Genomic DNA, 26,247 nt, shown 5'->3' with positions numbered 1-26,247 from the left:
GCGGGTCGTCTCCCTCGAGACGGCCCGCCGCTGGACTGTCAGGCGGAGAGCTCGGCCAGCGACAGGTCCCACATGGGATCGAGGCCGACCTCGCGCCACGGATCGTCCACACCGAACCGCGCGGCGACGATCCGGGCGACCACGGCCACCACGGCGGCCGACCCCAGGGTCGCCAGGAGTGTCGTCACGAACCCCAGGGCCGCGGCGTGCGGCACGAGGCAGAACATGAGAAAGCCCAACTCGCCGCCTGCAGCGGTGGCGGCGATGCGCTCGTTCGTCATGTCGTCTCCGATCCGGTGTTCTTCTTCCTCGGTCGCCTGATCATGCCCGCTCCCTCGCGCAGGCGTGACCCAAATCACTCCACATACCGACGGTTTCTCGTTTGGTCGGTCCGGCGACCGGTCGACAGGACCATCGCGGGGCCTGAGCGGTAACCTCGACAGGTGGCCACCGTCGATATCTCTGACCGGATCAAGCAGCTCGACACGACCCTGGTGTCGATCGAGAAGGTGCTCGACATCCCCAAGATGCAGGCCGAGATCGCCGACCTGCAGGAGGAGGTCGGCGCGCCCGACCTCTGGGACGACCAGGCCAACGCCCAGCGCGTCACCGGCCGCCTCTCGGTGCTGCAGTCCGAGATCGAGAAGGTCAGCACGCTGCGCCAGCGCCTCGACGACATCACCGTGCTGCTCGAGCTCGCCGCCGAGGAGGGCGACGCCGACTCCCGCGCCGAGGTCGAGTCCGAGGTCGACCGCCTCTCCGCCGCCATCGACAGCCTCGAGGTGCGCACCCTGCTGTCGGGCGAGTACGACGAGCGCGAGGCCCTCGTCACGATCCGTTCGGGCGCCGGTGGCGTCGACGCGGCCGACTTCGCCCAGATGCTGCAGCGGATGTACATCCGCTGGGCCGAGCGCCACAAGTACCCCGTCGACATCTACGACACCAGCTACGCGGAGGAGGCGGGCCTGAAGTCCACCACCTTCGCGATCCGCGCCCCCTACGCCTACGGCACCCTCTCGGTCGAGGCCGGCACGCACCGCCTCGTGCGCATCAGCCCCTTCGACAACCAGGGCCGCCGCCAGACCTCGTTCGCCGCGGTCGAGGTCGTCCCGGTGCTCGAGGCCACCGACAACATCGAGATCCCCGAGGACGAGGTGCGCGTCGATGTGTACCGCTCCAGCGGCCCCGGCGGACAGAGCGTCAACACCACCGACTCGGCCGTGCGCCTGACCCACATCCCCACCGGCGTGGTCGTCAGCTGCCAGAACGAGAAGAGCCAGCTGCAGAACAAGGCCAGCGCCATGGTGATCCTCAAGGCCAAGCTGCTCGCCCTGAAGAAGGCCGAGGAGCGCGCCCACCTCGACGAGCTGCGCGGCGACGTGCAGGCCTCGTGGGGCGACCAGATGCGCAACTACGTGCTCAACCCGTACCAACTGGTCAAGGACCTGCGCACCGAGTACGAGACCGGCCAGACGCAGGCCGTCCTCGACGGCGAGATCGACGAGCTGATCGAGGCCGGCATCCGCTGGCGGCGGAACCAGACCACCCCGGCCTGACCTCCCCATGCTGACTGTCTCCGGGATCGCGGGCCTGCCCGAGATCCGCGAGGGCGACGACCTCGCCGCCCTGATCCTGGCTCACGCCTCCCTGTCCGACGGCGACATCGTCGTGGTCACCTCCAAGATCGTCTCCAAGGCCGAGGGCCGGCTCGTGCCCGCCGCCGACCGCGAGGCCGCCGTCACCGCCGAGACGGTGCGCGTCGTCGCCGAGCGCGGGCCGGTGCGCATCGTCGAGAACCGGCTCGGCATCGTCGCGGCGGCCGCCGGGGTGGACGCCAGCAACGTGCCCGAGGGTCACATCCTGCTGCTGCCGGTCGATCCCGACGCCTCGGCCCGCCGCCTCGCGCAGCGGCTGCGCGAGGCGGCCCACGTGGGCGTGCTCGTCTCCGACACGCTCGGCCGGGCGTGGCGGCTCGGCCAGACCGATGCGGCCATCGGCGCCGCCGGCGTCCACCTGTTCGAGCGGCCCGACCGTGACGCCGACGGACGCCCGCTCGCGGTCACGATGCCGTGTGTCGCCGACGAGCTGTGTGCCGCCGCCGAGCTGGTCAAGCCCAAGGCCGGGCACGTGCCCGTCGCCGTCGTGAGCGGCCGACCTGACCTCGTGGGCGACCTCGACCTGCCGGGGGCGCGCACCATCGTGCGCTCGCCCGACGAGGACCTCTTCCGGACGGGTGGCTGACGTGAAGGTCACCGTGCTGGCCGGGGGAGTGGGCGGGGCCCGCTTCGTGCGCGGACTGCGCGCGGCGTTGGAGTCCGAGGGTGCCGACATCACGGTCGTCGTCAACACCGGCGACGACCTGTGGCTGTCCGGGGTCCGGTTGCAGCCCGACATCGACTCGATCCTCTACGCGCTGGCCGGGGTCAACGACGCCGAGCGCGGGTGGGGGCGGGCCGGGGAGTCCGAGCGCGTCAGTGCCGAGCTGCGCGAGTGGGGTGCGGGATGGCCCTGGTTCACCCTCGGCGACCTCGACCTCGGCACGCACCTGGCCCGCACGGGCTGGCTGCGCGACGGCCTGTCGTACACGCAGGTCGCCGAGCGCCTCGGCTCCCGCTGGCCGATCGGCGTGCGGCTGCTGCCGATGACCGACACCGAGGTCGACACCCAGGTGGTGGTCGAGGACGGCTCTCGCCTGCACTTCCAGGAGTGGTGGACGCGGCACCGGGCGGTGCTGCGGGCCGTCCGGTTCGAGAACCCGGGCATCGACGGGGCCACGCCCGCGCCGGGCGTGGTCGAGGCCATCACCGGTGCCGACGTCGTCGTCCTGGCTCCCTCCAACCCCGTCGTGTCGATCGGTCCGATCCTCTCGGTGCCCGGCATCCGCGGCGCCCTGGGCGACGCGGCCCGGGTCGTCGGCGTCTCGCCGATCATCGGCGGCAAGGTCGTGCGCGGCATGGCCGACGCGTGCCTCACGGCCATCGGCGTCGAGACGTCGGCCGACGCGGTCGCCCGCCACTACGGGCAGCGGGCGGACGGCGGCCTGCTCGACACCTGGCTGGTGGCCGAGGAGGACGCCGCCCTGGCGCCCGGCCTGGCCGCCGAGGGCTGGGACGTGCGCGTCGAGCCGCTGTGGATGACCGACCTCGAGCGGTCCGCCACGCTGGCTCGAGCCGCGATCACCGACTGACTGAACCGCTACCGTGGCGCCATGCGCACGCTGATGGCCGTCCTGCTCGCGATCACGCTCCTCGCCGGCTGCTCGAACGACCCGTCCGAGCCGGCGGCCGAGACGCCGTCCGCCGAGGTCGGCGAGCCCCAGGACACGCTGCCGGTGCTCGGGCGGTGGGTGTCCACCGAGTCGATGGCCGCGTCGGGCAGTCGCCTGGTGCTCACGCTCTCGGACGACAACACGTACACCGCGACCGACGGGTGCACTGAGCTGACCGGTCGGTGGGAGCTGACGGACGACCAGGTCCTGCCGACGCCCGACGACAGCGGCAGCCAGTGCGGCGACCCGAAGGACGATGCGCCTGTCGAGCTGCCCGAGTCGCTGGTCGTCGACGGCGACACCCTGACCCCGCTGGGGGCCGGCATCGCGTTCGAGCGCGACTGACTCCGTCAGGGCACGCGGGCGAGCACGGCGCTGGTGCGCGGGCCGAGGACGCCCACGAGGTGGTCGGCCCGGTCCACGTCCCGGCGCAGGGTCGACGACGCGGGCACGAGCAGCTCGGCGAACCCCGCCGCCTGGTGCTTGGCCCACGAGTCCGGCCCGAACGCCGCCGGCAGGTCGCCCTCGCGGGCCGTGACCAGCGTGGTGCCGTGACGCTCCTCGTCGGGCACGGCGCCGAGTCTCGTCCCCTCGGCCAGCGCCAGCGCGTCCGACAGGTCGGCCGGTCGCAGGCCGGGGACATCGCCCAGCAGGACCGCGCGCCGCTCAGTGGACGCCACCGCCAACCCGTCGGCGACGGCGACCGCGATGCCGCGCGCCGCCGGCTCGACCACGACCTCGACGCCCGGCAGGTCGATCGTCGGATCGGCCGTCACCACCACGACGCGGGCGACCTCTGCGGCGGCGGCGATCGTGTCCAGCGCGATGGCGCGCGCCAGCTCGACGCGGTCGACGCCGGGGATCTCGAGGCGCGACTTGCCGTGCGTGGCCGGCTTGACGGGGATGACGACGGTCCAGGCGTGACGGCGCCGGTTACGCACGGGCGGACTCCGCGACTGCGAAGGGCGCCGGATCGAAGGAGCCGAAGCGGTCGCGGAACTCCTGGGCCTTGCCCGGCCACAGCAGCACCTGGCGGCCGGACCGTTCGTCGACGTACCAGTTGTGGCAGCCGGAGGTCCACACCCCGCTGCGGTCCTGCAGCTCGTCGACGTACTGTTGCTCGGCCTCGAACGAGACCTCGATCGGCCCACGCTGCGTCCACGGCAGTGCCGAGGCGACGTAGTCGGCCTGCGCCTCGATCATGAGGACGGCCGAGTTGTGCGCCAGCGTCGCGTTCGGCCCGTCGAGCACGAACAGGTTCGGGAAGCCGTGCACGGCGGTGGAGGCGTAGGCGCGCATCCCCTGCGACCAGTACTGGTCGAGCGAGATGCCGTCACGGCCTGTCACCAGCTCGGCGTAGGGCTGGCGGGTGGTGTTGAAGCCGGTGGCGGCCACGACGACGTCGACCTCGTGGCGCGAGCCGTCGGCGGCGACCACCGCACCGGGCTCGTACGCGGTGAGGGCGCCCGGGACGAGCCGGACGTGGGGCAGGCGCAGGGTCGCGTAGTAGTCGTCGCTGAAGAGCACCCGCTTGCAGCCGAACTCGTGGTCGGGGGTGAGCGCCGCGCGCAGCACGGGGTCGGGCACCTGTCCGGCGAGGTGGTCGAGGGCGCGAGCGCGAGCCTCGGCGCGGCCGTCGCCGGCTCGCTGGGCGAACACCTCCTCGGTCTCGCGCATGAGGTCGTCGCGGAGGTCGGCCAACCGGTCGGGCTGCCGCTCGAACAGGGCGATCTCGGCGTCGGCGTACCCGCGGTCGCCCTTGGGCAGGATGTACGGGGCGCTGCGCTGCAGGACGACGACCGAGGAGGCGCGGCGGGCCAGCTCGGGGACGATCTGGACACCCGACGCGCCGGTGCCGACGACGGCCACGCGGGCGTCGTCGAGGTCGAGTCCGTCGTCCCACCGCGCCGTGTGCACGACGGGACCATCGAAGGCTCCGGGCACCTCCGGCAGTCGGGGATCGGTCAGTCGGCCGGCGGCCATGACGAGCACCTCGGCCTCGACGTGCCCGCGCGAGGTGGCGAGTTGCCAGCGGGCACCGTCCCACGCCGCGGCCCGGAGCTCGGTGGAGAGCATGATGCGGTCGGCCACGGGTGCGGCCGCGTCGACGAGGTAGTCCAGGATCTCGGCGCCCGGGGCGAAGACGCGGCTGAAGCCGGGGTGGGCGATGTCGGAGTAGCCGTACAGGTGGGCGGGGACGTCGCAGGCCACGCCGGGGTAGCGGTTGTCGTGCCACGTGCCGCCGATGCCGGGACGGCGCTCGAGGACGACGAACGACTCGCCGGCGGCGGCGAGGCGGCGGGCCATGGCCACGCCTGCGAAGCCGGCGCCGACGACCGCCACGCGCACCCGGGTCACGGGGCGACGCCGTAGGTCGTGGTGCGTAGGCGCAGCTGTCGGCCCAGGGTCTTCGCGATCCGCTCGGCCGCCGCGACGGTCAGCTCCTGGCCGTGCTCGACGCCGGCCTCGGGGACGACCCGGCCGTCGTACAAGGTGCCGCCGAGGTCGTCGGCGCCGGAGCGCAGCACCATCGTGGCGCCCTCGATCCCGAGCCGCGTCCAGGCCGCCTGCACGTGGTTGACGCTGCCGTGCAGCATCAGCCGGGCGACCGCGTGGACGGCACGGTGCTGGTCGTCGCTGTGGTCGCCGCCGGGGAACGCCATCGGCACGAGCTCGGTGAAGCCACCGGTGTCGGCCTGGATCGCGCGCAACCGGCGCAGGTGGCGCACGCGCTGCAGGGGCGACTCGCCGTGGCCGTAGAACAGCACCGACGTCGAGTGCAGGCCGAGCCCGTGTGCGGCACGGATCGCCTGCTCCCACAGGTCGACGGGGGAGTCGTCGGGGAACCGTGCGGCGCGATACGCCTCATCGAGCACCTTCACGCCCGTGCCGGGCACGGTGTCGACTCCGGCCGCGGCGAGGGCGGCGTACTGCTCGGCGACGGTGCGTCCGGTGCGTCGGGCCCCGTCGATCACGTCGGCGGGCCGAAACGCGTGCAGGTGCAGGGTGGGGGCTGCCTCGCGAGCGGCGCGCAGCAACTGCTCGTAGACGTCGTCCGGTGCCTCGGCCGCGGCGGTGCCCTGGATGCACAGCTCGGTGGCACCGAGGTCGACCGCGTCGGCGGCGACCCGCGCGACGAGGTCGGGGTCGGTCACCTGGTCCGAGCCGAGGTTGCGGTTCCTGACCAGCGACACCGTGGCGCCCGCGACGGAGCGGCGCAGCTCGTCGGCGAGCCCGGTCAACCGGTCGAGGTCGCTCCCGGAGGCCGTCATCAACGCCACGTACGCGTCGTCGCTCAGCCCCGCGGGGTCGTCCTCGATGCGCGGGAAGCGCTGAGCGTGACGTTTCGGGGGTGAATTGCGCGTGTCGGCCCCGGAAACGTCACGCTCAGCGCTTCCTGCCGCCATCCCGTCCGCGTCCGCGAAGCGCAGGACGGCGTCGTGGAGGCTCGGGTCGATCCAGGTGCCGCGGTCGCGGATGTAGTGCGGGTGCACGGTGAGGCGCTCGCGCAGCTCGTAGCCGGCGGCGCGGGTGAGGTCGGTCAGCTGGTCGACCTGGGGCCACGGTCGTTCGGGGTTCACATGGTCGGCGGTCAGTGGGCTGACGCCACCCCAGTCGTCGATGCCGGCCGCGACGAGCCGGGCCAGCTCGGAGGGGTCGGAGAGGTTCGGCGGTGCCTGGATGCGGGCGTCCGGGCCGAGCACGATCCGGGTCGTCGCGACGGCCGCGATGTACGCGTCGGTCCCGGCGTCCGCGACGCCCTGCATCGCGGTGGCGGGCTTGGCGCGGAAGTTCTGGATGATGACCTCCTGCACGTGGCCGTGTCGCTCGGACACGTCGCGCAGCGCCAGGATCGAGTCGAACCGCTCGTCGACGGTCTCGCCGATCCCGATCAGCAGACCCGTCGTGAAGGGGATCTTGAGGCGGCCGGCGTCCTCCAGCACCTGCAGGCGCAGGGCCGGGTCCTTGTCGGGCGACCCGTAGTGGGCCTGGCCGGGCTCGGCGAACAGCCGATGGCTCGTGGTCTCGAGCATCATGCCCATCGACGGCGCGGTCGGTCGCAGGCGCTCGAGCTCCTCGGCGGTCATCACCCCGGGGTTGAGGTGCGCGAGCAGGCCGGTCTCCTCGGTGATGCGGCGGGCCAAGTGGCCGACGTAGTCCAGGGTCGAGGCGAAGCCGTGGGCGTCCAGCCACTCGCGGGCGACGTCCCAGCGGTCCTCGGGCCGGTCTCCGAGGGTCAGCAGCGCCTCCTTGCAGCCCAGCGCGGCGCCCTGGTGGGCGATGGCGAGGACGTGCTCCTCGGACAGGTACGGGGCGATGCCCTTGCGCTCGAGCTTGCCGGGCGTGTCGACGAAGACGCAGTAGTGGCAGCGGTCGCGGCACAGGGTGGTGACCGGCACGAACACCTTGCGCGACCACGTGATGACGCCGGGACGACCGGCGCGGGACAGTCCCTCGTCGCGGATCCGGCCGGCCTCGCGCACGAGGTCCTCGAGCTCGGACCCTCGGGCCGAGAGCATCGAGGCCGAGACCTCAGGTGCTTGCAGACTCATGGTGGACTCCCGGCGCGCTGACTCGTTCACACCCTAACCGCCGTGCCCACGTCCACGAGCGGCGACGGGAGGTGCCGAACGTCACCGCCCGGCAACGGGCTGCCGTTCGCTGCCGTAGGCCACCGAGCCCGCCTGACCGAAGTTCGCGACGTCCGCGCTGCAGGTCAGGCCCTCGGGCGAGTTACTGGCCCGCCCCGCCGTCTCGGCATCGGGGTAGGTCAGTCGCGCGATGACGTATGGAGCATCGGGATCGGTCGAGTCGACCTTGTTCCAGATGAACTCGACGAGCTCAGGAATGGCCAGGACAAGAGGCACGTGCGTCTCGCGGTAGTAACGGTCGAACGCCCCGGGATCGGCGGGTCGTCGGTAGATGACGACGATGTCGTACATGGGGTCTCTTTTCGTTGTCAGGGACGCAGCAGCGTCGGGGTGGGGGATGCGGAGCGCGGTGTCGCGCACGGTCAAGGCCCTTCCGTCGACAGGAGTTCGCCGACCGGAGCCTCGCGTCGTCCGGTGCGGCGGGCTACCAGCAGGCCGAGGCCGAAGACGATCAGTCCGGTCGTCGTGATGACCGCGCCCACGGCGCCGGTGCTGCCGTAGCCGAGGCCGCTCAGGACCGTCCAGGAGCCGACGAGCGCCCCGAGTCCGTTGGAGGCGTTGAAGGCGGCGCTGGTGAGCGCGGCGCCGAGCAGTTGGGCGCGGCCGGCCTCCCGCATGATCCGCACATTGAAACCCAGCGAAGCCGGTGGACCCGCGAGGCCGACGAGGAAGATCGCCAGGAGCAGCAGCGCCGGGACGGAGACCGCGAGGCTGACGGCGATCAGCAGGACGACCATCACCAGGTTTCCGCCCAGGACCGCCCGGATCAGCCCCGCGTCGATGATCCGGCCGGCGAGGAGTCCGCCGATCACTCCGCCGAGGCCCCAGAGCAGCATGGCGACCGGAACCACGGAGCGGGGCATCCCCGCGGCGTCGGTGACCAGGGGCGAGACGTACGAGTACATCGCGAAGATCCCGCTCGCGGTGAGCAGGGCGCCCAGCGCACCGAACACGACCTGCGGTCGGCGCAGCGCGCTCCATTCCGACCGCGGGTTGAGGCTGCGGTCGCCGGGTACCGGGGGGACGAACACCAGGATCAGGACCGCGGCCACGAGGCTGACCGCGAAGATCAGCACGAAGGCCACGCGCCAGTTCGTGGTCTGGCCGAGCCACGTCGCCAGGGGCACGCCGGTGACCCCCGAGACGGTCAGGCCCAGCGCGACCATCGCGACCGCTCGCCCCTGTCGGACGGCGGGGACCAGGGACGACGCGAGGACCTGGGCCGTGCCGAAGTAGACGGCGTGGGGAAGGCCGGCGAGGAACCGCGTCACGTGAAGGGCCTCGTAGCTGGTCGCCATCGCGGTCAGCAGGTTGCCGACCCCGAGGGCCAGGACCATGGCCACGGCGAGCGCGCGGCGTGGCAGATGAGTCGCGACGCCGACGATCAGGGGAGCCCCCAGGACGACACCCACCGCATACGTCGCGATGATCCGGCCGGTCTCGGCCGGCGTGGTCCCCACCGCATCACCGATCTCCGGCAGCAGGCCCATCGTGACGAACTCGGTCATGCCGATCACGAAGGTGCCCAGCGCGAGAGCGGCTGTCGCGAGGCCGACGCGGGGTGGGGAGGGAACGCTGGACTGGGTCATCATGTCGCGCTCAGGCTAGGGGCGAATGGAGGCCGATCCAGCGCCTCGGTTGTCCGGTAATTCTTCGTGACAACCCGGACATGGAGTGGCTCCGGAGCGTTAACACCCGGTTCATACGTTCGCGGTGTCCGATCGGACCCGACGAGAGTGAGACACCGTGAGCGACCTTCCGCAGCTGAGCGTCGACGACCCCTTCATGCAGGCGGCCTACGACCAGTCGGTCAAGAGTTACCACGAGGGTGGCATCCCCATCGGCGCCGTGATCGTCCACCGCGGCGAGATCATCGGTCGGGGCCACAACTCTCGCGTGCAGCGCGGCAACCCGCTGCTGCACGGTGAGATGGCCGCGTACGAGAACGCCGGCCGCCTCTCGCCGGCCGTCTACCGCGAGTGCACCCTCTACACGACGCACGCCCCGTGCTCGATGTGCACGGGGACGACGCTGCTCTACAAGCTGCCGAAAGTCGTCATCGGCGATTCGGTCGGCGCCTCGGGCATCACCAACTACCTCGGCTCGGGCAAGTCCATCGCCGGCTTCCTGCGCAGCGTCGGTCTCGAGGTCGTCGTGTACGACGATCCTGCACCCAAGCTGCTGCTCGATCGCTTCGCCGCGGAGAAGCCCGACGTGTGGGCCGAGGACATCGGCGACGACGGTGACCTGGTCGGCCCGCACATCAGCCGGATCACCTGAGTCCCGTCAGGCGATGCGCGGCTCCGCGACCGCCGACCCTGCGAGCAGGGCGGCGACCCGCGGGGCCTGCGCCTCGGGCATGACGCCCGTCGTGATGCGGATGTGGTCGTTGACGGGGGAGTCCCACGTCAACGGCGATCCGGGACACACGCCGATGTCCTCGGACGCCAACCGCCGCATCGCCCGCGACTCGTTGTCCACCCGCACCCACAGGTTCAGCCCGTCGGAGCCGTAGGTCTCGAGGCCCTGCTCGCGACACGCGCTCGCCAGCAGGTCATGGCGCAGCTTGTACGTGCGCCGGGCGTGCGTGATGGCGTGGATGGACTCGGGGTCGGTCAACAACTCGTGCAGGACCCGTTGCAGCAGCATGCTCTCCCAGCCGCCGCCGAGACGCCGGTTCAACTCCATCCGGTGCATGATCTCCCGCGGCGCGCCCATGGCGGCGAGCCGTAGGTCGGGTCCGTGCGACTTCGAGAAGCTCTGGATCCGTACGACACGATCGGGCAGCCAGCGGGCGAGCGAGGTCAGCTCGGCCGTCGACACCGCTCCGCAGTGGTCGTCCTCGATGACGATCGTCCTCGACGACTCGAGGACCGCCGCGAGCTCCTCGGCACGCTCCCAGGTCATCGATACGCCCGTCGGGTTCTGGCCGCGCGGCTGCAGGATCAGGACGGCGGGACGGGTCGTCAATGCGGAAGCCAACGACTCCGGCCTGATGCCGTGCTCATCCAGGCCCACCGGCATCGGCACGCCGCCATGCAGTTCCACCAAGTCGATGACGCCGGGGATGCTCGGGTTCTCGACGACGACGCGATCACCCGCGCGCAGCAGGGCCGACAACACCGCTGCCACGCCGGCGTAGGCCCCGTGGGTCATCGTGAGGCGGTCCGGCGACAGGGCGCGACTCCAGGACTCGCGGACCACGTCCTCGAGGCCGGGCAGGACCGAGTCGACCTGGTAGTTCGCGACGCTGGCGACGTCGACGTCGCGCAAGGCCTTCGCGATGCTCGGCAGCAACGACACGTCCGGTGTTCCCGACGCGAGGTCCATGCCGTGTCGGCCGACTGTCCACGTCGACCGCTCCAACCGGTCTGAGATGTCGATGCCCCGCGCCCTCAGCACGACGGTCCCGTTGCGGCCTGCGCTGCGGATGATCCCCTCGCGGGCGAGCAGTCGCCAGGCGTCGCTGACGGTCGAGGCGCTGACGTGCAGCTCACCGGCGAGAACGCGCACGGTCGGCAGACGCGTCATCGACGGGAGGGTCCCCTCCTCGATCAGCTCGCGCACCGCGGCGGCGATCCCCCGAGGGGTGAAGTCGCGCATGGCGGCCATGATCGTCGCGGTCACATCGAGTTCTTCCGGGGCGGTCATGGCGCCACCCTAGGGGCGCTCCGGGGCGTTCCCGCCCTCGTCAATCGTTCGGTAACGCTACGTGACTGCTCCGTTACCGCCAGGGGTGCCGGGCGTAACACGCCGCTCATACGTTCGCCGACCAACGGCAGATCGAACGGAAGCGGAGTGGACCGATGGTGCGATGGGGATTGGTGTCTGGTGGGGGCGACGGCGCCCAGTTCGCGGACGCGGTGAAGACGGCTCAGGCCGCCGAGGACCTGGGCTTCGACACGATCTGGATGGGCGAGGGTCGACTCATGGGCAGCATCGTGCCGCTGATGACGATGGTCCTCGAGCACACGGATCGGTTGAAGGTGGGCACGAGCGTCCTGCCGTACCGGACCCGCAACGTCTCGCTGCTCGCCGGAACCTTCAAGACCTTCGACGAGATGGCGCCGGGCCGGGCGATCATGGGCCTGGGCGCCTGGTGGGAGCCGCTGGCCTCCCGGGTCGGCCTGCCGAACGCCAAACCGCTGAAGGCGATGCGCGAGATCATCACGGTCTCCAAGAGGCTGTTGGCCGGCGAGACCGTCACGTTCCACGGCGAGTTCGTCCATGTCACGGACATCCGGTTCGACAGCCCGCATGACGACGAGGGCCGCGTCTACGACGTGCCGATCTACACCGGTCCGGTCCGGTTCAAGATGGTCGAGCTCTCGGGGGAGATCGCCGACGGCGTCGCGCTGGACTTCCTGGTCCCGCCGTCGTACACCGTCGCCGCCCGCGAGGCGCTGGAGCGCGGAGCCGCGAAGGCCGGTCGCACGCTGGACGACTTCGGGATCGCCCAACTCGTCTCGTGCGCGGTCGACGACCTCGACCCGCAGCAGGCGATCGACGAGTGCAAGTTCTTCCTCACGCAGTACATCGCCCAGCAACCGCACATCACCGAGTTCTCCGGCGCTGACCCCGAGCTCGTCGATCAGATCCAGAAACTCGTGCCGTGGCCCGCGACCGCCTCGCAGGTCAAGGAAGCCATGAGGCTCGTCTCTAACGAGTTCACCCAATCGGTCTGCGCGTGCGGCACGACGTCGGATGCGATCGAGAAGATCCGCGAGTACGTCGAGGTCGGTGTGCAGGAGCCGATCCTCGTCCCTCGAGGCGGCCGCGACCTGGAGACGGCGACCGCGATTTTCGAGAAGGGTCGCCTGGCCGGGCTCTGATCCGGTGCCGCGTTTGTCCAGTAATACATCGTGACCGTCGCGTCACCGCGACGGTCACCCGGACGCAACACGACACTCCTAGATTCAGCGCATCGCACCGAAAAATACCGGAACGAGAGGGAGAACCGATGGTGAAGCTCGGCTTGATGGGCGGCGGTTGGCACGGAGAGGACATGTCCTCGGTGATCGAGCTCGGCCAGGCGGTCGAGGACCTCGGCTTCGACACGTTCTGGATGGGCGAAGGCCGCTTGACCGGCAGCGCGGTCCCCGCGATGGCGCTCACGCTGCACCACACCAGCCGGCTCAAGGTCGGCTCCGGCGTGCTGCCGTACCGGACCCGCAACGTCGGGATCCTGGCCGGCACCTTCAAGACCCTCGACGAGATGGCACCGGGCCGGGCGATCATGGGCCTGGGTGCCTGGTGGGAGCCGCTGGCCACGCGCGTCGGTCTACCCAACCGCAAGCCGCTCAAGGCGATGCGCGAGGTCATCACGGTCTCCAAGAAACTCCTCGCAGGCGAGACCGTGACCTACGACGGTGAGTTCGTCAACGTCCAGGACATCCGGTTCGACAGTCCGTGGGACGACGAGGGACGCGTCTACGACGTCCCGGTCTACACCGGCCCCGTGCGCTTCAAGATGGTCGAGCTCTCGGGCGAGATCGCCGACGGCGTGCTGCTGGACTTCCTGGTGCCGACGACCTACACCCGCGAGGCGTGTGAGCACCTGAAGATCGGCGCCGACCGGTCCGGTCGCTCGCTGGATGACTTCGGTGTCTCGCAGCTGATCATCTGTTCGGTCGACGACGACGACCCGCGCCAGGCGATCGACGACTGCAAGTTCTTCCTGACCCAGTACATCGGGCAGCAGCCACACATCACGGAGTTCTCCGGCGCCGATCCGGAGATCATCGAGAAGGTCAAGTCGATCGTCGGTTGGCCCACGACGGAAGCGAAGATCCGTGAGGCCATGCAGTTCGTCCCCGACGAGCTCGTCCACTCGGTCGCGGCCTGCGGCACGACGGCCCAGGCCGTGGAGAAGATCGAGGAGTACGTCGACGCCGGCGTCAAGGAAGCCGTGCTCACACCGCGGGGCAACGAGCTCGAGACCGCCCGCCGCATCGCGAAGCACGTCGAGCTCGAGGTCTGAGCGATGGCTGACGCGGGAGCGGCCCTCGCGGCCCCACCTCACGGCGGTGTCGGGTCGGTCGCGAAACCGGCGACGAGCGGTGCCGCCGCGTCGCGCTCGCGCCGCATCACGGCGGCGTGGGGCCGGGCCCTGCTTTACGCCCTCCTGTTCGTCCTGGCGATCTGCGCCCTGTGGGAGCTGGCCAAGGTCGTGACGCAGACCAACGACCAGCTGATGCCGCACTCGTGGGACATCGTCAAGCAGTTGGGCGAGCCCGCCACCCGGGGCGAGACCTGGTTCCAGTACCTCGCCGGGAACTGGGTCATCACCCTGCGTAACGCCCTCGTCGGCTTCGCGGTGGGTTCGCTGGGCGGACTGCTACTGGGCATCGCCATCGCCCGCAACCGGCTCGTGGGTGCGGCACTGCTGCCGATCACGACCCTGATGCAGACCATCCCGATCGTCGCGATCGGTCCCGCTCTGGTGCTGTTCCTGGGCACCGGTTGGGTGACCAAGGCGTTCATCGCCGCGTTCCTGACGTTCTTCCCGGTCACCGTCGCCACCGCGAAGGGGATCGCTCAGACCTCGTCCGACAGCGTCGACCTGATGCGGGTCTGTGCCGCCGGGCCGCTGCAGACGCTGGTGAAGATGCAACTGCCATCGGCGCTGCCGATGATCTTCGTCGGCCTCGAGACCGCCGCCGGCATGGCGGTGATCGGAGCCATCGTGGCCGAGCTGCCCTTCGGCACCAAGGACGGCCTCGGCGCGACGATCCTCACCAGCTGGCAGTTCTACACGATCGAGCCGACGCCGCTGTACCTGGCGGCCGTCGCCTCCTGCGCCCTCGGAGCCTTCGTCGTCTTCTCCGTCCGTGCCGTCCGCACCTTGATTCCCGCCGCCGAAACCCAGGGGAGCACCCGATGAGCCAGTCCACCGTCACCACACCGCCTGCCGCCGTCGTGTCACCCCCGGTCGGCCTCGCGGCCCGCGGCGTCAACCGGGCGTTCACCGTGAAGGGCAAGGAGCTCGTCGCCCTGCAGGACGTGGATCTCGAGATCGCCAAGGGCGAGTTCGTCTCGATCATCGGACCCTCGGGCTGCGGCAAGTCGACCCTGCTGCGGATCTTCGCCGACCTCCTGCCGGTGACGTCCGGGACGCCCGTCGTCGACGGCGTGACGCCGCAATTGGCCCGCGAGGACCGCCGGCTCGGGGTCGTCTTCCAGTCCGCGAACCTCATGCCGTGGCGCAGCGTCCTGCGCAACGTCGCCCTCCCGCTGGAGGTCATGGGGCGGTCGAAGGCCGGTCGCGAGAAGACCGCGGCCGAGCTGCTGAAGATGGTGGGTCTGGAGGGCTACGAGAAGCACCTCCCGCGCCAGCTCTCCGGCGGCATGCAGCAGCGCGTCGCCATCGCCCGCGCGTTGTCGACGGACCCCAAGGTCCTGCTCATGGACGAGCCGTTCGGCGCGCTCGACGAGATCACCCGCGAGCGCCTGAACCAGGAGCTGATGGAGATCTGGGCCCGGCTGAACCCGACGGTGCTGTTCATCACCCACAGCATCCCGGAGGCCGTCTACCTGTCGAACCGCGTCGTGGTGATGGCGGCGCGTCCGGGTCGCGTGGTCGAGGTCGTCGACGTCGACCTGCCGCAGCCGCGGACGCCGGAGATGCGCGACGCGCCGGAGTTCCACGCGATCGAGGCCCGCATCCGTCACCTCCTTGCCACGGGGGGCCACTGATGTCACCCGCCGCGAAGGACCGTTTGATCGCGGTCGTCAGCCCCGTGGTCGCGCTGGTGATGCTGTTCGGCCTGTGGGAGCTGGTGATCAAGGTCCGCAACATCAAGGAGCTGATCCTGCCCGCGCCGTCGGACATCCTGATCCAGGCCTGGCGGACCCGCGGCACCTTGATGGAGTACGTGATGTTCACTGGCAAGGAGGCGATGGTCGGCCTGGTCGCCGCCGTCTGCGTCTCGCTGTTCCTCGCGATGCTGATCCACGGCAACGAGACCCTCTCGTCACTGGGGGCGGGCCTGGCGGGCGCGGGGCGTGCCCTTCCCACGATCGTGCTCTACCCGGTCGTCACGGTCTTCCTCGGAACGACGTCGACGGCGGTCATCGTCATCATCGCGATCACCCTCGTCCCCCTGTTGTTCGGCTACGTGCTGACCGGCCTGACGATGCGCTCCGACCTCGACGACCTCATGCACGTCGCGGGCGCCGACGGCTGGCAGAAGTTCTCGCTGGTCCGTGTCCCGATGGCGTTGCCGTACATCGTCACCGGGCTGCGGACGGCGCTTCCCCTCGCCGTCATCTCGGCGATCGTCGCGGAGTACTTCGGCGGTTCGACCCACACTCTCGGCGCCTTCATCCGCCTCCAGGCCGGACAGCTGCACACGCTCGACCTGTGGGCCGCCATCGTCTTCGCCTGTCTCCTCGGCGTCCTGGCCTTCGTGGTCGGCGACCTGCTGGAGCGCGCTGCCCTCCGGCGCAGGGGGGACAGTCCCGTCCTCCTGTGACCACCTCACCCATGACTCGGGGAAGCCGAACACCCTCTCCACCCACGAAGGAGCACCACATGTTGATCGCAAAGAAGTCCACGGCCGCTCGCGGCCGGGGACGTGCGCGCCGAGTCACGGGCGCGCTGGTCGCCACGCTGGCGGCGTCCTTGTTCCTGTCCGCGTGCGGCAGCTCCGACGAGTCGGTCGGTGCTGACGGCAAGCCCCTGACCAAGGTGAGGCTCAACCTCAGCTGGGTCGACCAGGCCGAGTACGCCGGCTGGTACGTCGCGGACAAGAAGGGCTACTTCGAGGAGGAGGGCATCGACATCGAGATCACCCCCGGTGGTCCCGACGTCAACACGATGCAGATCCTCGAGGCGGGCACGGTCGACATCGCGATGAACAGCTACGGCGCGCAGCTGGCGGCGCGCGAACAGGGCGCCGACCTCGTGACGATCGCTCCGGCGTTCGAGCGCGCGGCCAACATCTTGGTCTACTTCGCCGACAAGCCCGAGCTGGCGGACCCGAAGAACTGGAAGGGCAAGAAGGTCAGCCTCTGGGGCGGCTGGAACGCCACCTTTGCTGCGACCCTGGGCAAGAACGGGCTCTCGCTCGACGATGTCGAGGTCAGCAACCAGTCCTTCGACATGACGAACTTCGTCAAGGAGGGCGTCGACCTGGCCGATGCGATGGTCTACAACGAGTGGGCCCAGGCGATCTCGGGCGCAGACGGTCGTGAGTTGGCCTTCTACGACTACAACAAGGCCGGCACCGCGACCCTCGAGCAGAACCTCGTCGCCAAGCGCGAGTACATCGAGAAGAACCCCGAGCTCATCAAGGGCTTCCTGAAGGCCTCGATGAAGGGCTGGATGGACGTCCGTGAGGACCCGGACCTCGGCGTCAAGACGACGCTGGAGATCGGCACCGCGCTGCCCGAGAAGTTCCAGGACTGGCAGGTCAACGAGATCAACAAGATGATCTGGCCGTCCACCGCCGGCCTCTTCGCCGTCACGGACGAGATCTGGAAGCAGAACGAGTCGATCCTCTACGAGAACGAGGTCATCAAGAAGCCGGTGGACCACGACGCGGCGGTCGACATGTCGTTCCGCGACGAGGTCGCCAAAGAACTCGAGGCCGAGGGCTTCGACCTCACCGGCGCCGACTTCAAGCCCAAGGAGATCGATCCCTACACCTACTTCAAGGACTGACCCGCCGGGCCGGTCCGTGGAGCCCTTCACGGACCGGCCGGCAACCCACCTCCCCACCACCGGAAGAACGAGGAACCCCGATGACCGCCGCTCGCACCGTCCGCACCGCCCTCATCCAGACCGTGGGCGTCAGCCCGCTCGAGGCCCAGAACAAGCACAACGTCGCCCTGATCGAACAGGCCGCCGAGCAGGGAGCACAGATCGTCTGCCTGCAGGAGCTGTCGACCGGTCCCTACTTCTGCCAGGTCGAGGACCCTGAGTGGTTCCAGCTGGCCGAGCCCGTGCCGAACGGTCCCACGACCCAGCTGATGATGGAGACGGCCCAGCGCCTGGGCGTCGTGCTGGTCGTGCCGCTGTACGAGCAGGCCGACAACTTCTTCTACAACACCGCCGCCGTGATCGATGCCGACGGCAGCTACCTCGGCAAGTACCGCAAGAACCACATTCCGCACGGAAACTACTTTTACGAGAAGTACTACTTCAAGCCGGGCAACCTGGGGTACCCCGTCTTCGACACCGCGTTCGGCCGCGTGGGCGTCTACATCTGCTACGACCGTCACTTCCCTGAGGGCGCACGAGCCTTGGGCATCAACGGCGCCGAGATCGTCTTCATCCCGTCGGCGACGTCGGGGGAGTCCGAGGAGTGGTGGTCGCTGGAGCAGCGCGGCCACGCCAAGGCGAACGGCTACTGGGTCGGCACGATCAACCGCGTCGGCCTGGAGGAGCTGGGACCGAACGACTTCTACGGCACCTCCTACTTCGCCGATCCGAACGGGACGATCGTGGCGCAGGCGGGTCGTACCGAGGAGATCCTCATCCACGACATCGATCTGTCGCCGCTGGACGCGCGCACGATGCCCAACACGTTCTGGCGCGATCGCCGCCCCGACACCTACGACGAGCTGGTCGCCCCGTGACCGCCACCCACACACCCGAGCAGATCGCCTCGATCGTCGACCGGACGAAGGAGTTCACCCTCTTCGAGTGGGGCCACCAGAACATCACCCCGCTCGTGGTTGACCACGCGAAGGGCGTCCACGTCTACGCCGCCGACGGCACGCGGTACATCGACTTCAACTCGGTCGCGGTCTCGGTCAACATCGGCCACGGGGACACCCGGGTCGCGGACGCCGTGGCAGCGCAGCTGGCGAAGATCGAGTTCGCCTCGCCGTTCTGGACGACCGAGGTGCGCGCCGAGGTGGGCGAGAAGGTCGCCCAGATCACGCCACCGGGCCTGAAGAAGAGCTTCTTCACCCTGGCGGGAGCCGACGCCAACGAGGCCGCGATCCGCACCGCACGCCTCGTCACGGGCCGGCGCAAGATCCTGGTCCGCCGCCGCGGCTACCACGGCGCCACCCAGGGAGTCCTGCCGATGGGCGGCGATCCGCGCCGCTGGGCCGTCGAGCCCGGCGTGGGCGACATCGTGCGGATCCCCGATCCGTACCACTACCGCGCCCTCGGCACCGCGACCGAGGAGGAGTTCTGCCGCTCGGTCCTGGCCGACACCGAGGAGATCATTCGGCTCGAGGGTCCACACACGATCGCGGCCGTCTTCGTCGAGCCGGTGACCGGTTCGAACGGCGTGATCGTGCCTCCGCAGGGTTGGCTCCGAGGGCTGAGAGCCCTGTGCGACCGCTACGGCATCCTGCTGATCTGCGACGAGGTGATGTCGGGAGTGGGGCGCACCGGGCGCTGGTTCGCGTCCGACCACGAGGGCGTCAGCCCCGACATCATGACGATGGCCAAGGGCCTGACCAGCAGCTATGTTCCCCTCGGTGCCGCGGTCTTCAGTGAGGCCATCGGCGACGCGCTGCAGGACATCGAGATCAACGCGGGCCTGACCTACCAGTCGCACCCCGTCGGCCTGGCCGCCGCCCGGGCGACGCTGGCGATCTACGAGTCCGACGGGCTGATCGAGAACTCCGAGAAGATGGGCCACTACCTGCGGCAGGGCCTGCACGAGCTGGCGGAGCGGCACCCGTCCATCGGCGACGTCCGCGGCGTCGGCCTGTTCAACACGCTCGAGCTGGTGCACGACCGCGACACCAAGGTCGAGCTGTTCACCCTCACGGGCCCGAACAGCGCCGGCCAGGGCGAGCTCGGGGCGGCGCTCAAGGCGAACGGCCTGCTTGCCGGGCTGCGCGGTCCGTGGCTCATGGCGTGCCCCCCGCTGTGCATCACCACGACCGAGATCGATGCCGCCATCGAGGGCCTCGACGCCGCCCTCGAGGTGGCGGACCGCTACACGTCCGCCGCCGGCGCCCCACCGCCCCCGCACGCCACCCACACCTTCCCACCCGCACTGGAGGCACTCCGATGACCACGACCGAGACGACCGACACCGTCGAGTACAGCGACCGCTACGCGCGCGGCAAGGCGGTGCTCGCGTCAATGAACAACGACCCGGACGGCATGGCGGCGTGGCGCGACGTCGACCCGGTCGTCGGACCGAAGATCGACCGGTTGCTCGGCGAGTACTGCTTCGGTGACGTGTGGGCCGGTGACGGGCTCGACAAGCGGACCCGGCGCATCATCACCCTCACGTCACTCGCGACGCAGGGCCGGACGATCCAGCTCGAGGGTCACATCCGGATGGCTCTGGAACAAGGCTTCACTCGTGCCGAGATCCTCGAGGTCTTCCTGCACCTGCTGCCCTACATGGGATTCCCGACGGTCCTCACCGCGGCCGGTGTCGCCGACGCCGTGTTCAAGGACCTCGACGCCACGGGCGAGCAGGAGTAGGTCATGGGTCGGACCGTCATCCACGGAGGCCTGGTCGTCAACGCCGGTGACTCGATCCGGGCGAGCGTCCTGATCGAGGGCGAGCGGATCGTCGCCGTCGCCGATCCGGAGTCGTCCTTCGTCGAGGCATTCGCGCAGGGCGCCGACCTCGTCGATGCCACCGGGAAGTACGTCATCCCCGGTGGTATCGACGCTCATACCCACATGCAGGCCGAGGCGTTCAACAGCACCGCGTCGGACACGTTCGAGACCGGCACGATCGCCGCGGCCTTCGGCGGGACGACGACGATCCTGGACTTTGCCGCACCCGTGCCCGGCGCGAACAGCCTCGTCGAGGCGGTCGACCGGTACCACGCGAAGGCCGAGGGCCAGTGCGCCGTCGACTACGGGTTCCACGTCAACACACGGGGCATCGACGAGACGCGTCTCAAGGAGATGACACAGCTGGTCGGCGAGGGCATCACGAGCTTCAAGATGTTCACCGCGTACCCGGGTGACTGGTACTCGACCGACGACCAGCTCTTCCGCGCCTACCGCCACCTGGGCAACCTCGGCGCGCTGCCGATGATGCACGCCGAGAACGGCATCGTCATCGACGTGATGCGGGAGGAGGCCGTCCTGCGTGGCGACACCGATCCGGTGTGGCACTCGCTGACCCGGCCCGAGGCGATGGAGGCCGAGGCGGTCCACCGCTGCGGACGACTGGCGGAGGTGGCCGGGTCGCCGGTCTACATCGTCCACCTGTCCTCTGAGCCCGCCCTCGAGGAGGTGCTGCGCGCCCGCGAGCGGGGTGTGCAGATCTCCGCCGAGACCTGCCCCCAGTACCTCTTCCTGGACCTGGACCACCTGCGCGAGCCTGACTTCGGCGGCAGCAAGTACGTCTGCTCTCCGCCCATCCGCGACAAGCGCAATCAGAATCCCCTGTGGAAGGCGCTGGGCAACCGCGGCCTGGCGACCGTCGCCACCGACCACTGCCCGTTCTGCTGGGACCAGAAGGAGCTCGGCCGCGACGACTTCCGCAACATCCCCAACGGGATCCCCGGCGTCGAGCACCGCGTCGAGCAGATCTACCAGGGCGTGGTGGACGGACACCTGTCGCTGAACCGCTGGGTGGAGGTGTGCTCGACCGAGGTCGCCCGCACCTTCGGGCTGCACCCGCGCAAGGGCGTCATCACCGCCGGGGCGGACGCGGACATCGTCATCTTCGACCCGCACACGCCCCACACGATCTCGGCAGCCACGCACCACATGGCCAACGACTACTCGGCGTTCGAGGGGCAGAGCCTGCCCGGCAGCGTCGAGACGACGTTCCTGCACGGCAGGAAGATCGTCGATGGCGGCCGCTACCTCGGCACCAAGGGCGACGGCCGCTTCCTGGCCCGCAGCACGGCGGCATGAGGCTCGGTTACAAGGCGTCTGCCGAGCAGTTCGGCCCGCGCGATCTCATCGACTTCGCCGTCGGGGCCGAGCAGGCCGGGTTGGACTCGGTCTGGATCAGCGACCACTTCCAGCCATGGCGGCACGAGGGCGGCCATGCGCCCTTCGCGCCGGCGTGGATCGCCGCGGCGGCAGAGCGAACCGAACACGTCCTGCTCGGCACCAGCGTCCTGACGCCGGCCTACCGCTACAACCCCGCCGTGATCGCGCAGGCGTTCGGCACGCTCGGGGCGCTGTGCCCCGGACGCATCGCACTGGGCGTCGGCTCCGGTGAGGCGCTCAACGAGGTCGTCGTCGATCCGACACTGCAGTGGCCGGCGTTCAAGGAGCGGTTCGCCCGCCTGCGCGAGTCCGTCGCCCTCATCCGGCGGCTGTGGACCGAGGATCGCGTGACCTTCGAGGGTGAGTACTACTCCACGCTCAACGCGACGGTGTACGACCGACCTGACGAGCCGATCCCCGTCTATGTCGCCGCTGGTGGCCCGGTCGTGGCGAAGTACGCCGGGCGCGCGGGCGACGGCTTCATCTGCACCTCGGGCAAGGGGATGGAGCTGTATTCCGACAAGCTGCTTCCGGCGGTCGCCGATGGCGCCGCGGCTGCGGGCAAGGATCCCGCTTCGGTCGACCGCATGATCGAGATCAAGCTGTCCTATGCGCCGACTCGCGAGGAGGCACTCGAGAACACGCGCTTCTGGGCGCCGCTGTCGCTGACGCCCGAGCAGAAGCACGGGGTCGACGACCCGGTCGAGATGTCTCGGCTGGCCGACGCCTTGCCGATCGAAGACGTCGCGAAGCGCTGGATCGTCGCGACGACACCCGAGGAAGTGGCCGAACAGGTCCAGCCGTACCTCGACCTGGGTTTCGACCACCTGGTGTTCCACGCGCCCGGCCACGACCAGCGAGCCTTCCTGCAGGCCTTTGGCGCCGAGGTGGCGCCCGCGTTGCGCGGATGAAGCGCTGGCAGTGACGTTTGCGGGGCCGACACGCCGTGAGCGACCCCGCAAACGTCACTGCCAGCGCTTCCTGCGCCACGAGATCGATGGTGCGGATCGCGGACCGCCGAGGAATCCGAGGTTTAACGGGCGCGCCACGGCAGGAAACCGTTCCGAAACGTTGAGGTTCCACGATGACGGGACATCCGTGGGAGGAGCCCAACATGACGATCGTCCGTGCCGCGATCTCGCAGACGACCTGGACCGGCGACAAGCAGTCGATGCTCGACAAGCACGAGCAGTTCGCTCGCGACGCCGCAGCGCAGGGCGCGCAGGTGATGTGCTTCCAGGAGCTCTTCTACGGCCCCTACTTCGGCATCACGCAGGACCAGAGGTACTACCGGTACGCCGAGCCGGTCGACGGCCCGATCGTGCAGCGCTTCGCCGCGTTGGCGAAGGAGCTCGGCCTCGTCACCGTGCTGCCGATCTACGAGGAGGCGCAGACGGGCGTCTACTACAACAGCTCGGTGCTGGTCGACGCGGACGGCACGGTGCTCGGCACCTACCGCAAGAACCACATCCCCCACGTCGAGAAGTTCTGGGAGAAGTTCTACTTCCGTCCGGGCAACCTCGGGTACCCGGTGTTCGAGACCGCGATCGGCAAGGTCGGGATGTACATCTGCTACGACCGCCACTTCCCCGAGGGCTGGCGCGAGCTGGGCCTGAACGGCGCGCACCTCGTCTTCAACCCCAACGCCACCAAGCCCGGCCTGTCGAACCGGTTGTGGGAGGTCGAAGGACCCGCCGCGGCCGTCGCCAACGGCTACTTCGTGCTGCAGCCGAACCGGGTCGGCCTCGAGGACAACGAGTACGGCGACGAGGCGGTGAACTTCTACGGCACCAGCCAGGTGATCGACCCGCGGGGCAACTTCGTGGGCGAGCTCGGCTCCGCGACGGACGAGGAGTTGCTCGTCCGCGACCTCGACCTCGACCTCGTCCGGCAAATGCGCGACGACTGGCAGTTCTACCGCGACCGCCGGCCCGACACCTACCTGTCCATCCCGAAGCCCTGAGCCAGGAGCAGCGATGAAGACCCTCATCAGCGGCGGCACCGTCGTCAACTCCACCGGCACCGCCACGGCCGACGTCCTGATCGACGGCGAGAAGATCGTCGCGCTCGTGTCGCCGGGCTCCGACGTCTGGGGCTCGGACCTCGAGCGCTCGGTCGACACGGTCATCGACGCGACCGGCAAGTACGTGATCCCGGGTGGGATCGACGCGCACACCCACATGCAGCTGCCGTTCGGCGGCACCCACGCCTCGGACACGTTCGAGACGGGCACGATCGCCGCAGCGTGGGGCGGGACGACCTCGATCATCGACTTCGCGGTGCAACGCACGGGCGAGCGGGTCGAGGACGGACTGGCCCACTGGCACGAGCTGGCCGCCGGGAACTGCGCGGTCGACTACGGCTTCCACCAGATCATCGGCGGCGTCGACGAGCTCAGCCTCAAGGCGATGGAGACGCTCGTCGACGAGGGCATCACCAGCTACAAGCTCTTCATGGCCTACCCGGGTGTCTTCTACAGCGACGACGCCCAGATCCTGCGCGCCATGCAGAAGGCGGCCGACCTCGGCCTGCTGACGATGATGCACGCCGAGAACGGCCCGGCGATCGACGTGCTCGCCGAGCAGCTCCACCAGCAGGGCAGGACCGATCCGTACTTTCACGGCATCGCCCGGGCCTGGCAGATGGAGGAAGAGGCCACGCACCGCGCGATCATGCTGGCCGACCTCACGGGTGCTCCGCTGTACGTCGTGCACGTCAGCGCCAAGCAGGCCGTCGAGCAGCTGGCCTGGGCCCGCGACCGCGGCAAGAACGTCTTCGGCGAGACCTGCCCCCAGTACCTCTACCTCTCCCTGGAGGAGCAGCTCGCGGCGACGAGCGACCAGTGGGGCGCGTTCGAGGGCGCCAAGTGGGTCTGCTCGACGCCGTTGCGCTCGAAGGAGGAGGGCCACCTCGACGCCATGTGGCAGGCCCTGCGCACCAACGACCTGCAGATGGTCTCGACCGATCACTGCCCGTTCTGCATGAAGGACCAGAAGGAGCTGGGCGCGGGCGACTTCCGTGCGATCCCGAACGGGATCGGCTCGATCGAGCACCGGATGGACCTGATGTACCAGGGCGTCGTCACCGGGAAGATCACGCTCGAACGCTGGGTGGAGCTGACCTCGACCACCCCGGCACGGATGTTCGGGCTCCACGGCCAGAAGGGCGTCCTGCAGCCCGGCGCCGACGGCGACGTCGTGGTCTACGACCCGAACGGTCACACGTCCATCGGCTTCGGCGAGGGGAAGACGCATCACATGAACATGGACCACTCGGCGTGGGAGGGCTTCGAGATCGACGGCAAGGTCGACACCGTCCTGAGTCGTGGCTGCGTGCTGATCCGGGACGACGAGTACCTGGGATCGAAGACGCACGGCCGGTTCCTCAAGCGCGGCCTCTCGCAGTACCTGGTGTGACGACGATGGACTTCGGCGCGGTACTCCAGACCAACCCGCCCGCGTGGCGGACCGTCCAGCTCGCGAAGCTGGCCGAGGCCCACGGCTTCAGCACCGTGTGGACCTTCGACTCGCACCTGCTGTGGCAGGAGCCGTACGTCATCTACAGCCAGATCCTGGCTGAGACGCACCGCATCAAGGTCGGACCGTTCGTGACGAACCCGGCGACGCGCGACTGGACCGTCACCGCCTCGATCTTTGCGACGCTCAACGAGATGTACGGCAACCGCACGATCTGCGGCATCGGCCGCGGCGACTCCGCGGTGCGCGTCACGAACGGGCGGCCCAGCACGCTCCAGGAGCTGCGCGAGTCGATCCACGTGATCCGCGAGCTCGCGAACTGCCGCGAGGTCGAGTACCGCGACACCACGCTGCGGCTCCCGTGGGTCTCGACGTCCGAGCTCGAGCTGTGGGTGGCGGCGTACGGTCCCCGGGCGCTCGAGCTGACCGGGCAGGTCGCCGACGGGTTCATCCTGCAGCTGGCCGACGTCGACATCGCCCGCTGGATGATCACGACGGTGCGCCGGGCGGCCGAGGACGCCGGCCGCGACCCCGACGAGATCACCTTCTGCGTCTCCGCGCCGTTCTACATCGGCGACGACTGGGCCCACATGCGCGACCAGTGCCGCTGGTTCGGCGGGATGGTCGGCAACCACGTCGCCGACATCGTGGCCAAGTACGGCGACGGCGGCGCGGTGCCGCAGGCGCTGACCGACTACATCGAGGGCCGCCAGGGCTACGACTACAACAGCCACGGCAAGACGCACAACGACCACGTCGACTTCGTCCCCGACGAGATCGTCGACCGGTTCTGCGTGTTGGGCACGGCGGCCGACCACGTCGAGAAGCTCCAGGAGCTCGAGTCGATCGGTGTCGACCACTTCGCGGGCTACCTCCAGCACGACAACAAGGAGGAGTCCCTGCGGGTCTACGGCGAGACCGTCATCCCGGCCCTCACCGACACGATCGCGGCGACGACGTGAGCAG

General features: G+C 69.6%; 26 protein-coding genes. 19 read left to right on the top strand and 7 right to left on the bottom strand.

Annotated elements, in window-relative coordinates; translation table 11 throughout:
* Window positions 1-38: 38 nt before the first annotated feature.
* The gene (locus AFL01nite_RS08605) at window positions 39-281 is read right to left on the bottom strand and encodes a hypothetical protein (RefSeq protein ID WP_146827259.1); all 243 of its coding nucleotides are present in this window, start codon (window positions 279-281) and stop codon (window positions 39-41) included.
* Window positions 282-443: 162 nt separating this feature from the next.
* Between AFL01nite_RS08605 and prfB the strand changes: the two genes are divergently transcribed.
* From prfB to AFL01nite_RS08585, 4 genes are read left to right on the top strand one after another with little or no spacing between them, the layout of a single operon-like run.
* Window positions 444-1,556 carry a peptide chain release factor 2 gene (gene prfB, locus AFL01nite_RS08600; protein ID WP_146827258.1) on the top strand — a complete coding sequence of 371 codons (1,113 nt, stop codon included), beginning with the start codon at window positions 444-446 and terminating at the stop codon, window positions 1,554-1,556.
* Between the two features lie 7 nt (window positions 1,557-1,563).
* Window positions 1,564-2,241, top strand: a complete 678-nt coding sequence (gene cofE / locus AFL01nite_RS08595; protein ID WP_146827257.1) for a coenzyme F420-0:L-glutamate ligase — start codon at window positions 1,564-1,566, stop codon at window positions 2,239-2,241.
* Entirely contained in the window at window positions 2,234-3,187 is a 954-nt protein-coding gene (cofD, locus tag AFL01nite_RS08590; RefSeq protein ID WP_246119648.1) for a 2-phospho-L-lactate transferase, read from the top strand. The genes cofE and cofD overlap by 8 nt, the downstream gene beginning before the upstream one ends.
* Window positions 3,188-3,208: 21 nt before the next feature.
* Entirely contained in the window at window positions 3,209-3,613 is a 405-nt protein-coding gene (locus tag AFL01nite_RS08585; RefSeq protein WP_146827256.1) for a hypothetical protein, read from the top strand.
* 5 nt (window positions 3,614-3,618) lie between these two features.
* On the opposite strand, the gene cofC is transcribed toward AFL01nite_RS08585, so the two are convergent.
* The 5 genes from cofC to AFL01nite_RS08560 all read right to left on the bottom strand — a co-directional run bounded on the left by cofC (window position 3,619) and on the right by AFL01nite_RS08560 (window position 9,512).
* Window positions 3,619-4,209, bottom strand: coding sequence for a 2-phospho-L-lactate guanylyltransferase (cofC, locus tag AFL01nite_RS08580; RefSeq protein ID WP_146827255.1), 591 nt, complete (start codon window positions 4,207-4,209; stop codon window positions 3,619-3,621).
* Entirely contained in the window at window positions 4,202-5,626 is a 1,425-nt protein-coding gene (locus AFL01nite_RS08575; protein ID WP_146827254.1) for a flavin-containing monooxygenase, read from the bottom strand. Before AFL01nite_RS08575 ends, cofC begins: the two co-directional genes overlap by 8 nt.
* Window positions 5,623-7,821, bottom strand: a complete 2,199-nt coding sequence (gene cofG / locus AFL01nite_RS08570) for a 7,8-didemethyl-8-hydroxy-5-deazariboflavin synthase CofG (protein WP_146827253.1) — start codon at window positions 7,819-7,821, stop codon at window positions 5,623-5,625. Before cofG ends, AFL01nite_RS08575 begins: the two co-directional genes overlap by 4 nt.
* Before the next feature lie 81 nt (window positions 7,822-7,902).
* Window positions 7,903-8,211 (bottom strand): EthD family reductase, encoded by a 309-nt coding sequence (locus tag AFL01nite_RS08565; RefSeq protein ID WP_146827252.1) that lies wholly within the window; start codon window positions 8,209-8,211, stop codon window positions 7,903-7,905.
* Window positions 8,212-8,282: 71 nt separating this feature from the next.
* Window positions 8,283-9,512: an MFS transporter gene (locus AFL01nite_RS08560; protein WP_146827251.1), complete on the bottom strand. Its 1,230-nt coding sequence runs from the start codon at window positions 9,510-9,512 to the stop codon at window positions 8,283-8,285.
* 154 nt (window positions 9,513-9,666) lie between these two features.
* Here AFL01nite_RS08560 and AFL01nite_RS08555 point away from each other — a divergent pair, with 154 nt between their 5' ends.
* On the top strand, window positions 9,667-10,200 hold the full coding sequence (locus AFL01nite_RS08555) for a nucleoside deaminase (RefSeq protein WP_246119647.1): 534 nt from the start codon (window positions 9,667-9,669) through the stop codon (window positions 10,198-10,200).
* Between the two features lie 6 nt (window positions 10,201-10,206).
* Here the strand turns inward: AFL01nite_RS08555 and AFL01nite_RS08550 are convergent, their stop codons facing one another.
* Entirely contained in the window at window positions 10,207-11,571 is a 1,365-nt protein-coding gene (locus AFL01nite_RS08550; RefSeq protein ID WP_146827250.1) for an aminotransferase-like domain-containing protein, read from the bottom strand.
* A 155-nt stretch (window positions 11,572-11,726) separates the two neighbouring features.
* On the opposite strand from AFL01nite_RS08550, the gene AFL01nite_RS08545 reads away from it, so the two are divergent.
* The 14 genes from AFL01nite_RS08545 (at window position 11,727) to AFL01nite_RS08480 (ending at window position 26,243) form a co-directional block, all read left to right on the top strand.
* The gene (locus tag AFL01nite_RS08545; RefSeq protein ID WP_146827249.1) at window positions 11,727-12,752 is read left to right on the top strand and encodes an LLM class flavin-dependent oxidoreductase; all 1,026 of its coding nucleotides are present in this window, start codon (window positions 11,727-11,729) and stop codon (window positions 12,750-12,752) included.
* Window positions 12,753-12,880: 128 nt separating this feature from the next.
* On the top strand, window positions 12,881-13,900 hold the full coding sequence (locus tag AFL01nite_RS08540; protein WP_146827248.1) for an LLM class flavin-dependent oxidoreductase: 1,020 nt from the start codon (window positions 12,881-12,883) through the stop codon (window positions 13,898-13,900).
* A 3-nt stretch (window positions 13,901-13,903) separates the two neighbouring features.
* Window positions 13,904-14,803 carry an ABC transporter permease gene (locus AFL01nite_RS08535; protein WP_146827247.1) on the top strand — a complete coding sequence of 300 codons (900 nt, stop codon included), beginning with the start codon at window positions 13,904-13,906 and terminating at the stop codon, window positions 14,801-14,803.
* Window positions 14,800-15,615, top strand: a complete 816-nt coding sequence (locus AFL01nite_RS08530; protein WP_146827246.1) for an ABC transporter ATP-binding protein — start codon at window positions 14,800-14,802, stop codon at window positions 15,613-15,615. Before AFL01nite_RS08535 ends, AFL01nite_RS08530 begins: the two co-directional genes overlap by 4 nt.
* Window positions 15,615-16,394, top strand: a complete 780-nt coding sequence (locus AFL01nite_RS08525; protein WP_146827245.1) for an ABC transporter permease — start codon at window positions 15,615-15,617, stop codon at window positions 16,392-16,394. Before AFL01nite_RS08530 ends, AFL01nite_RS08525 begins: the two co-directional genes overlap by 1 nt.
* A 59-nt stretch (window positions 16,395-16,453) precedes the next feature.
* On the top strand, window positions 16,454-17,584 hold the full coding sequence (locus tag AFL01nite_RS08520; protein WP_186813878.1) for an ABC transporter substrate-binding protein: 1,131 nt from the start codon (window positions 16,454-16,456) through the stop codon (window positions 17,582-17,584).
* A gap of 80 nt (window positions 17,585-17,664) precedes the next feature.
* Window positions 17,665-18,501 carry a nitrilase-related carbon-nitrogen hydrolase gene (locus tag AFL01nite_RS08515; protein WP_146827243.1) on the top strand — a complete coding sequence of 279 codons (837 nt, stop codon included), beginning with the start codon at window positions 17,665-17,667 and terminating at the stop codon, window positions 18,499-18,501.
* Window positions 18,498-19,904, top strand: coding sequence for an aminotransferase class III-fold pyridoxal phosphate-dependent enzyme (locus AFL01nite_RS08510; protein ID WP_186813877.1), 1,407 nt, complete (start codon window positions 18,498-18,500; stop codon window positions 19,902-19,904). The genes AFL01nite_RS08515 and AFL01nite_RS08510 overlap by 4 nt, the downstream gene beginning before the upstream one ends.
* Entirely contained in the window at window positions 19,901-20,326 is a 426-nt protein-coding gene (locus AFL01nite_RS08505) for a carboxymuconolactone decarboxylase family protein (protein WP_146827241.1), read from the top strand. The genes AFL01nite_RS08510 and AFL01nite_RS08505 overlap by 4 nt, the downstream gene beginning before the upstream one ends.
* Window positions 20,327-20,329: 3 nt before the next feature.
* A complete protein-coding gene (hydA, locus tag AFL01nite_RS08500; protein ID WP_146827240.1) occupies window positions 20,330-21,724 on the top strand; it encodes a dihydropyrimidinase in 1,395 nt (464 codons plus the stop codon).
* Window positions 21,721-22,716: a glucose-6-phosphate dehydrogenase (coenzyme-F420) gene (gene fgd / locus AFL01nite_RS08495; protein WP_146827239.1), complete on the top strand. Its 996-nt coding sequence runs from the start codon at window positions 21,721-21,723 to the stop codon at window positions 22,714-22,716. Before hydA (AFL01nite_RS08500) ends, fgd begins: the two co-directional genes overlap by 4 nt.
* Before the next feature lie 203 nt (window positions 22,717-22,919).
* Window positions 22,920-23,768, top strand: a complete 849-nt coding sequence (locus AFL01nite_RS08490) for a nitrilase-related carbon-nitrogen hydrolase (protein WP_146827238.1) — start codon at window positions 22,920-22,922, stop codon at window positions 23,766-23,768.
* 13 nt (window positions 23,769-23,781) lie between these two features.
* Complete coding sequence (gene hydA, locus AFL01nite_RS08485) at window positions 23,782-25,221, top strand: dihydropyrimidinase (RefSeq protein WP_146827237.1); 1,440 nt, start codon at window positions 23,782-23,784, stop codon at window positions 25,219-25,221.
* Window positions 25,222-25,226: 5 nt separating this feature from the next.
* The gene (locus AFL01nite_RS08480) at window positions 25,227-26,243 is read left to right on the top strand and encodes a TIGR03842 family LLM class F420-dependent oxidoreductase (RefSeq protein ID WP_146827269.1); all 1,017 of its coding nucleotides are present in this window, start codon (window positions 25,227-25,229) and stop codon (window positions 26,241-26,243) included.
* Window positions 26,244-26,247 lie beyond the last annotated feature (4 nt).

Source organism: Aeromicrobium flavum, assembly GCF_007992115.1.
Taxonomy (GTDB): Bacteria; Actinomycetota; Actinomycetes; order Propionibacteriales; family Nocardioidaceae; genus Aeromicrobium; species Aeromicrobium flavum.
The sequence above is the reverse complement of the archived record's forward strand: the minus strand, read 5'-3'. Positions and strand labels throughout refer to the sequence as shown.

Bases quoted from the DNA above. Each gene is read 5' to 3' on its own strand.
- cofE (WP_146827257.1), top strand. From the start codon at position 1,564: ATGCTGACTGTCTCCGGGATCGCGGGCCTGCCCGAGATCCGCGAGGGC.
- AFL01nite_RS08520 (WP_186813878.1), top strand. From the start codon at position 16,454: ATGTTGATCGCAAAGAAGTCCACGGCCGCTCGCGGCCGGGGACGTGCG.
- AFL01nite_RS08525 (WP_146827245.1), top strand. From the start codon at position 15,615: ATGTCACCCGCCGCGAAGGACCGTTTGATCGCGGTCGTCAGCCCCGTG.
- AFL01nite_RS08505 (WP_146827241.1), top strand. From the start codon at position 19,901: ATGACCACGACCGAGACGACCGACACCGTCGAGTACAGCGACCGCTAC.
- cofG (WP_146827253.1), bottom strand. From the start codon at position 7,821: ATGAGTCTGCAAGCACCTGAGGTCTCGGCCTCGATGCTCTCGGCCCGA.
- AFL01nite_RS08480 (WP_146827269.1), top strand. From the start codon at position 25,227: ATGGACTTCGGCGCGGTACTCCAGACCAACCCGCCCGCGTGGCGGACC.
- AFL01nite_RS08605 (WP_146827259.1), bottom strand. From the start codon at position 281: ATGACGAACGAGCGCATCGCCGCCACCGCTGCAGGCGGCGAGTTGGGC.
- AFL01nite_RS08560 (WP_146827251.1), bottom strand. From the start codon at position 9,512: ATGATGACCCAGTCCAGCGTTCCCTCCCCACCCCGCGTCGGCCTCGCG.
- AFL01nite_RS08490 (WP_146827238.1), top strand. From the start codon at position 22,920: ATGACGATCGTCCGTGCCGCGATCTCGCAGACGACCTGGACCGGCGAC.
- AFL01nite_RS08540 (WP_146827248.1), top strand. From the start codon at position 12,881: ATGGTGAAGCTCGGCTTGATGGGCGGCGGTTGGCACGGAGAGGACATG.
- AFL01nite_RS08545 (WP_146827249.1), top strand. From the start codon at position 11,727: ATGGTGCGATGGGGATTGGTGTCTGGTGGGGGCGACGGCGCCCAGTTC.
- AFL01nite_RS08515 (WP_146827243.1), top strand. From the start codon at position 17,665: ATGACCGCCGCTCGCACCGTCCGCACCGCCCTCATCCAGACCGTGGGC.
- AFL01nite_RS08550 (WP_146827250.1), bottom strand. From the start codon at position 11,571: ATGACCGCCCCGGAAGAACTCGATGTGACCGCGACGATCATGGCCGCC.
- AFL01nite_RS08535 (WP_146827247.1), top strand. From the start codon at position 13,904: ATGGCTGACGCGGGAGCGGCCCTCGCGGCCCCACCTCACGGCGGTGTC.
- hydA (WP_146827240.1), top strand. From the start codon at position 20,330: ATGGGTCGGACCGTCATCCACGGAGGCCTGGTCGTCAACGCCGGTGAC.
- AFL01nite_RS08530 (WP_146827246.1), top strand. From the start codon at position 14,800: ATGAGCCAGTCCACCGTCACCACACCGCCTGCCGCCGTCGTGTCACCC.
- AFL01nite_RS08585 (WP_146827256.1), top strand. From the start codon at position 3,209: ATGCGCACGCTGATGGCCGTCCTGCTCGCGATCACGCTCCTCGCCGGC.
- hydA (WP_146827237.1), top strand. From the start codon at position 23,782: ATGAAGACCCTCATCAGCGGCGGCACCGTCGTCAACTCCACCGGCACC.
- AFL01nite_RS08565 (WP_146827252.1), bottom strand. From the start codon at position 8,211: ATGTACGACATCGTCGTCATCTACCGACGACCCGCCGATCCCGGGGCG.
- fgd (WP_146827239.1), top strand. From the start codon at position 21,721: ATGAGGCTCGGTTACAAGGCGTCTGCCGAGCAGTTCGGCCCGCGCGAT.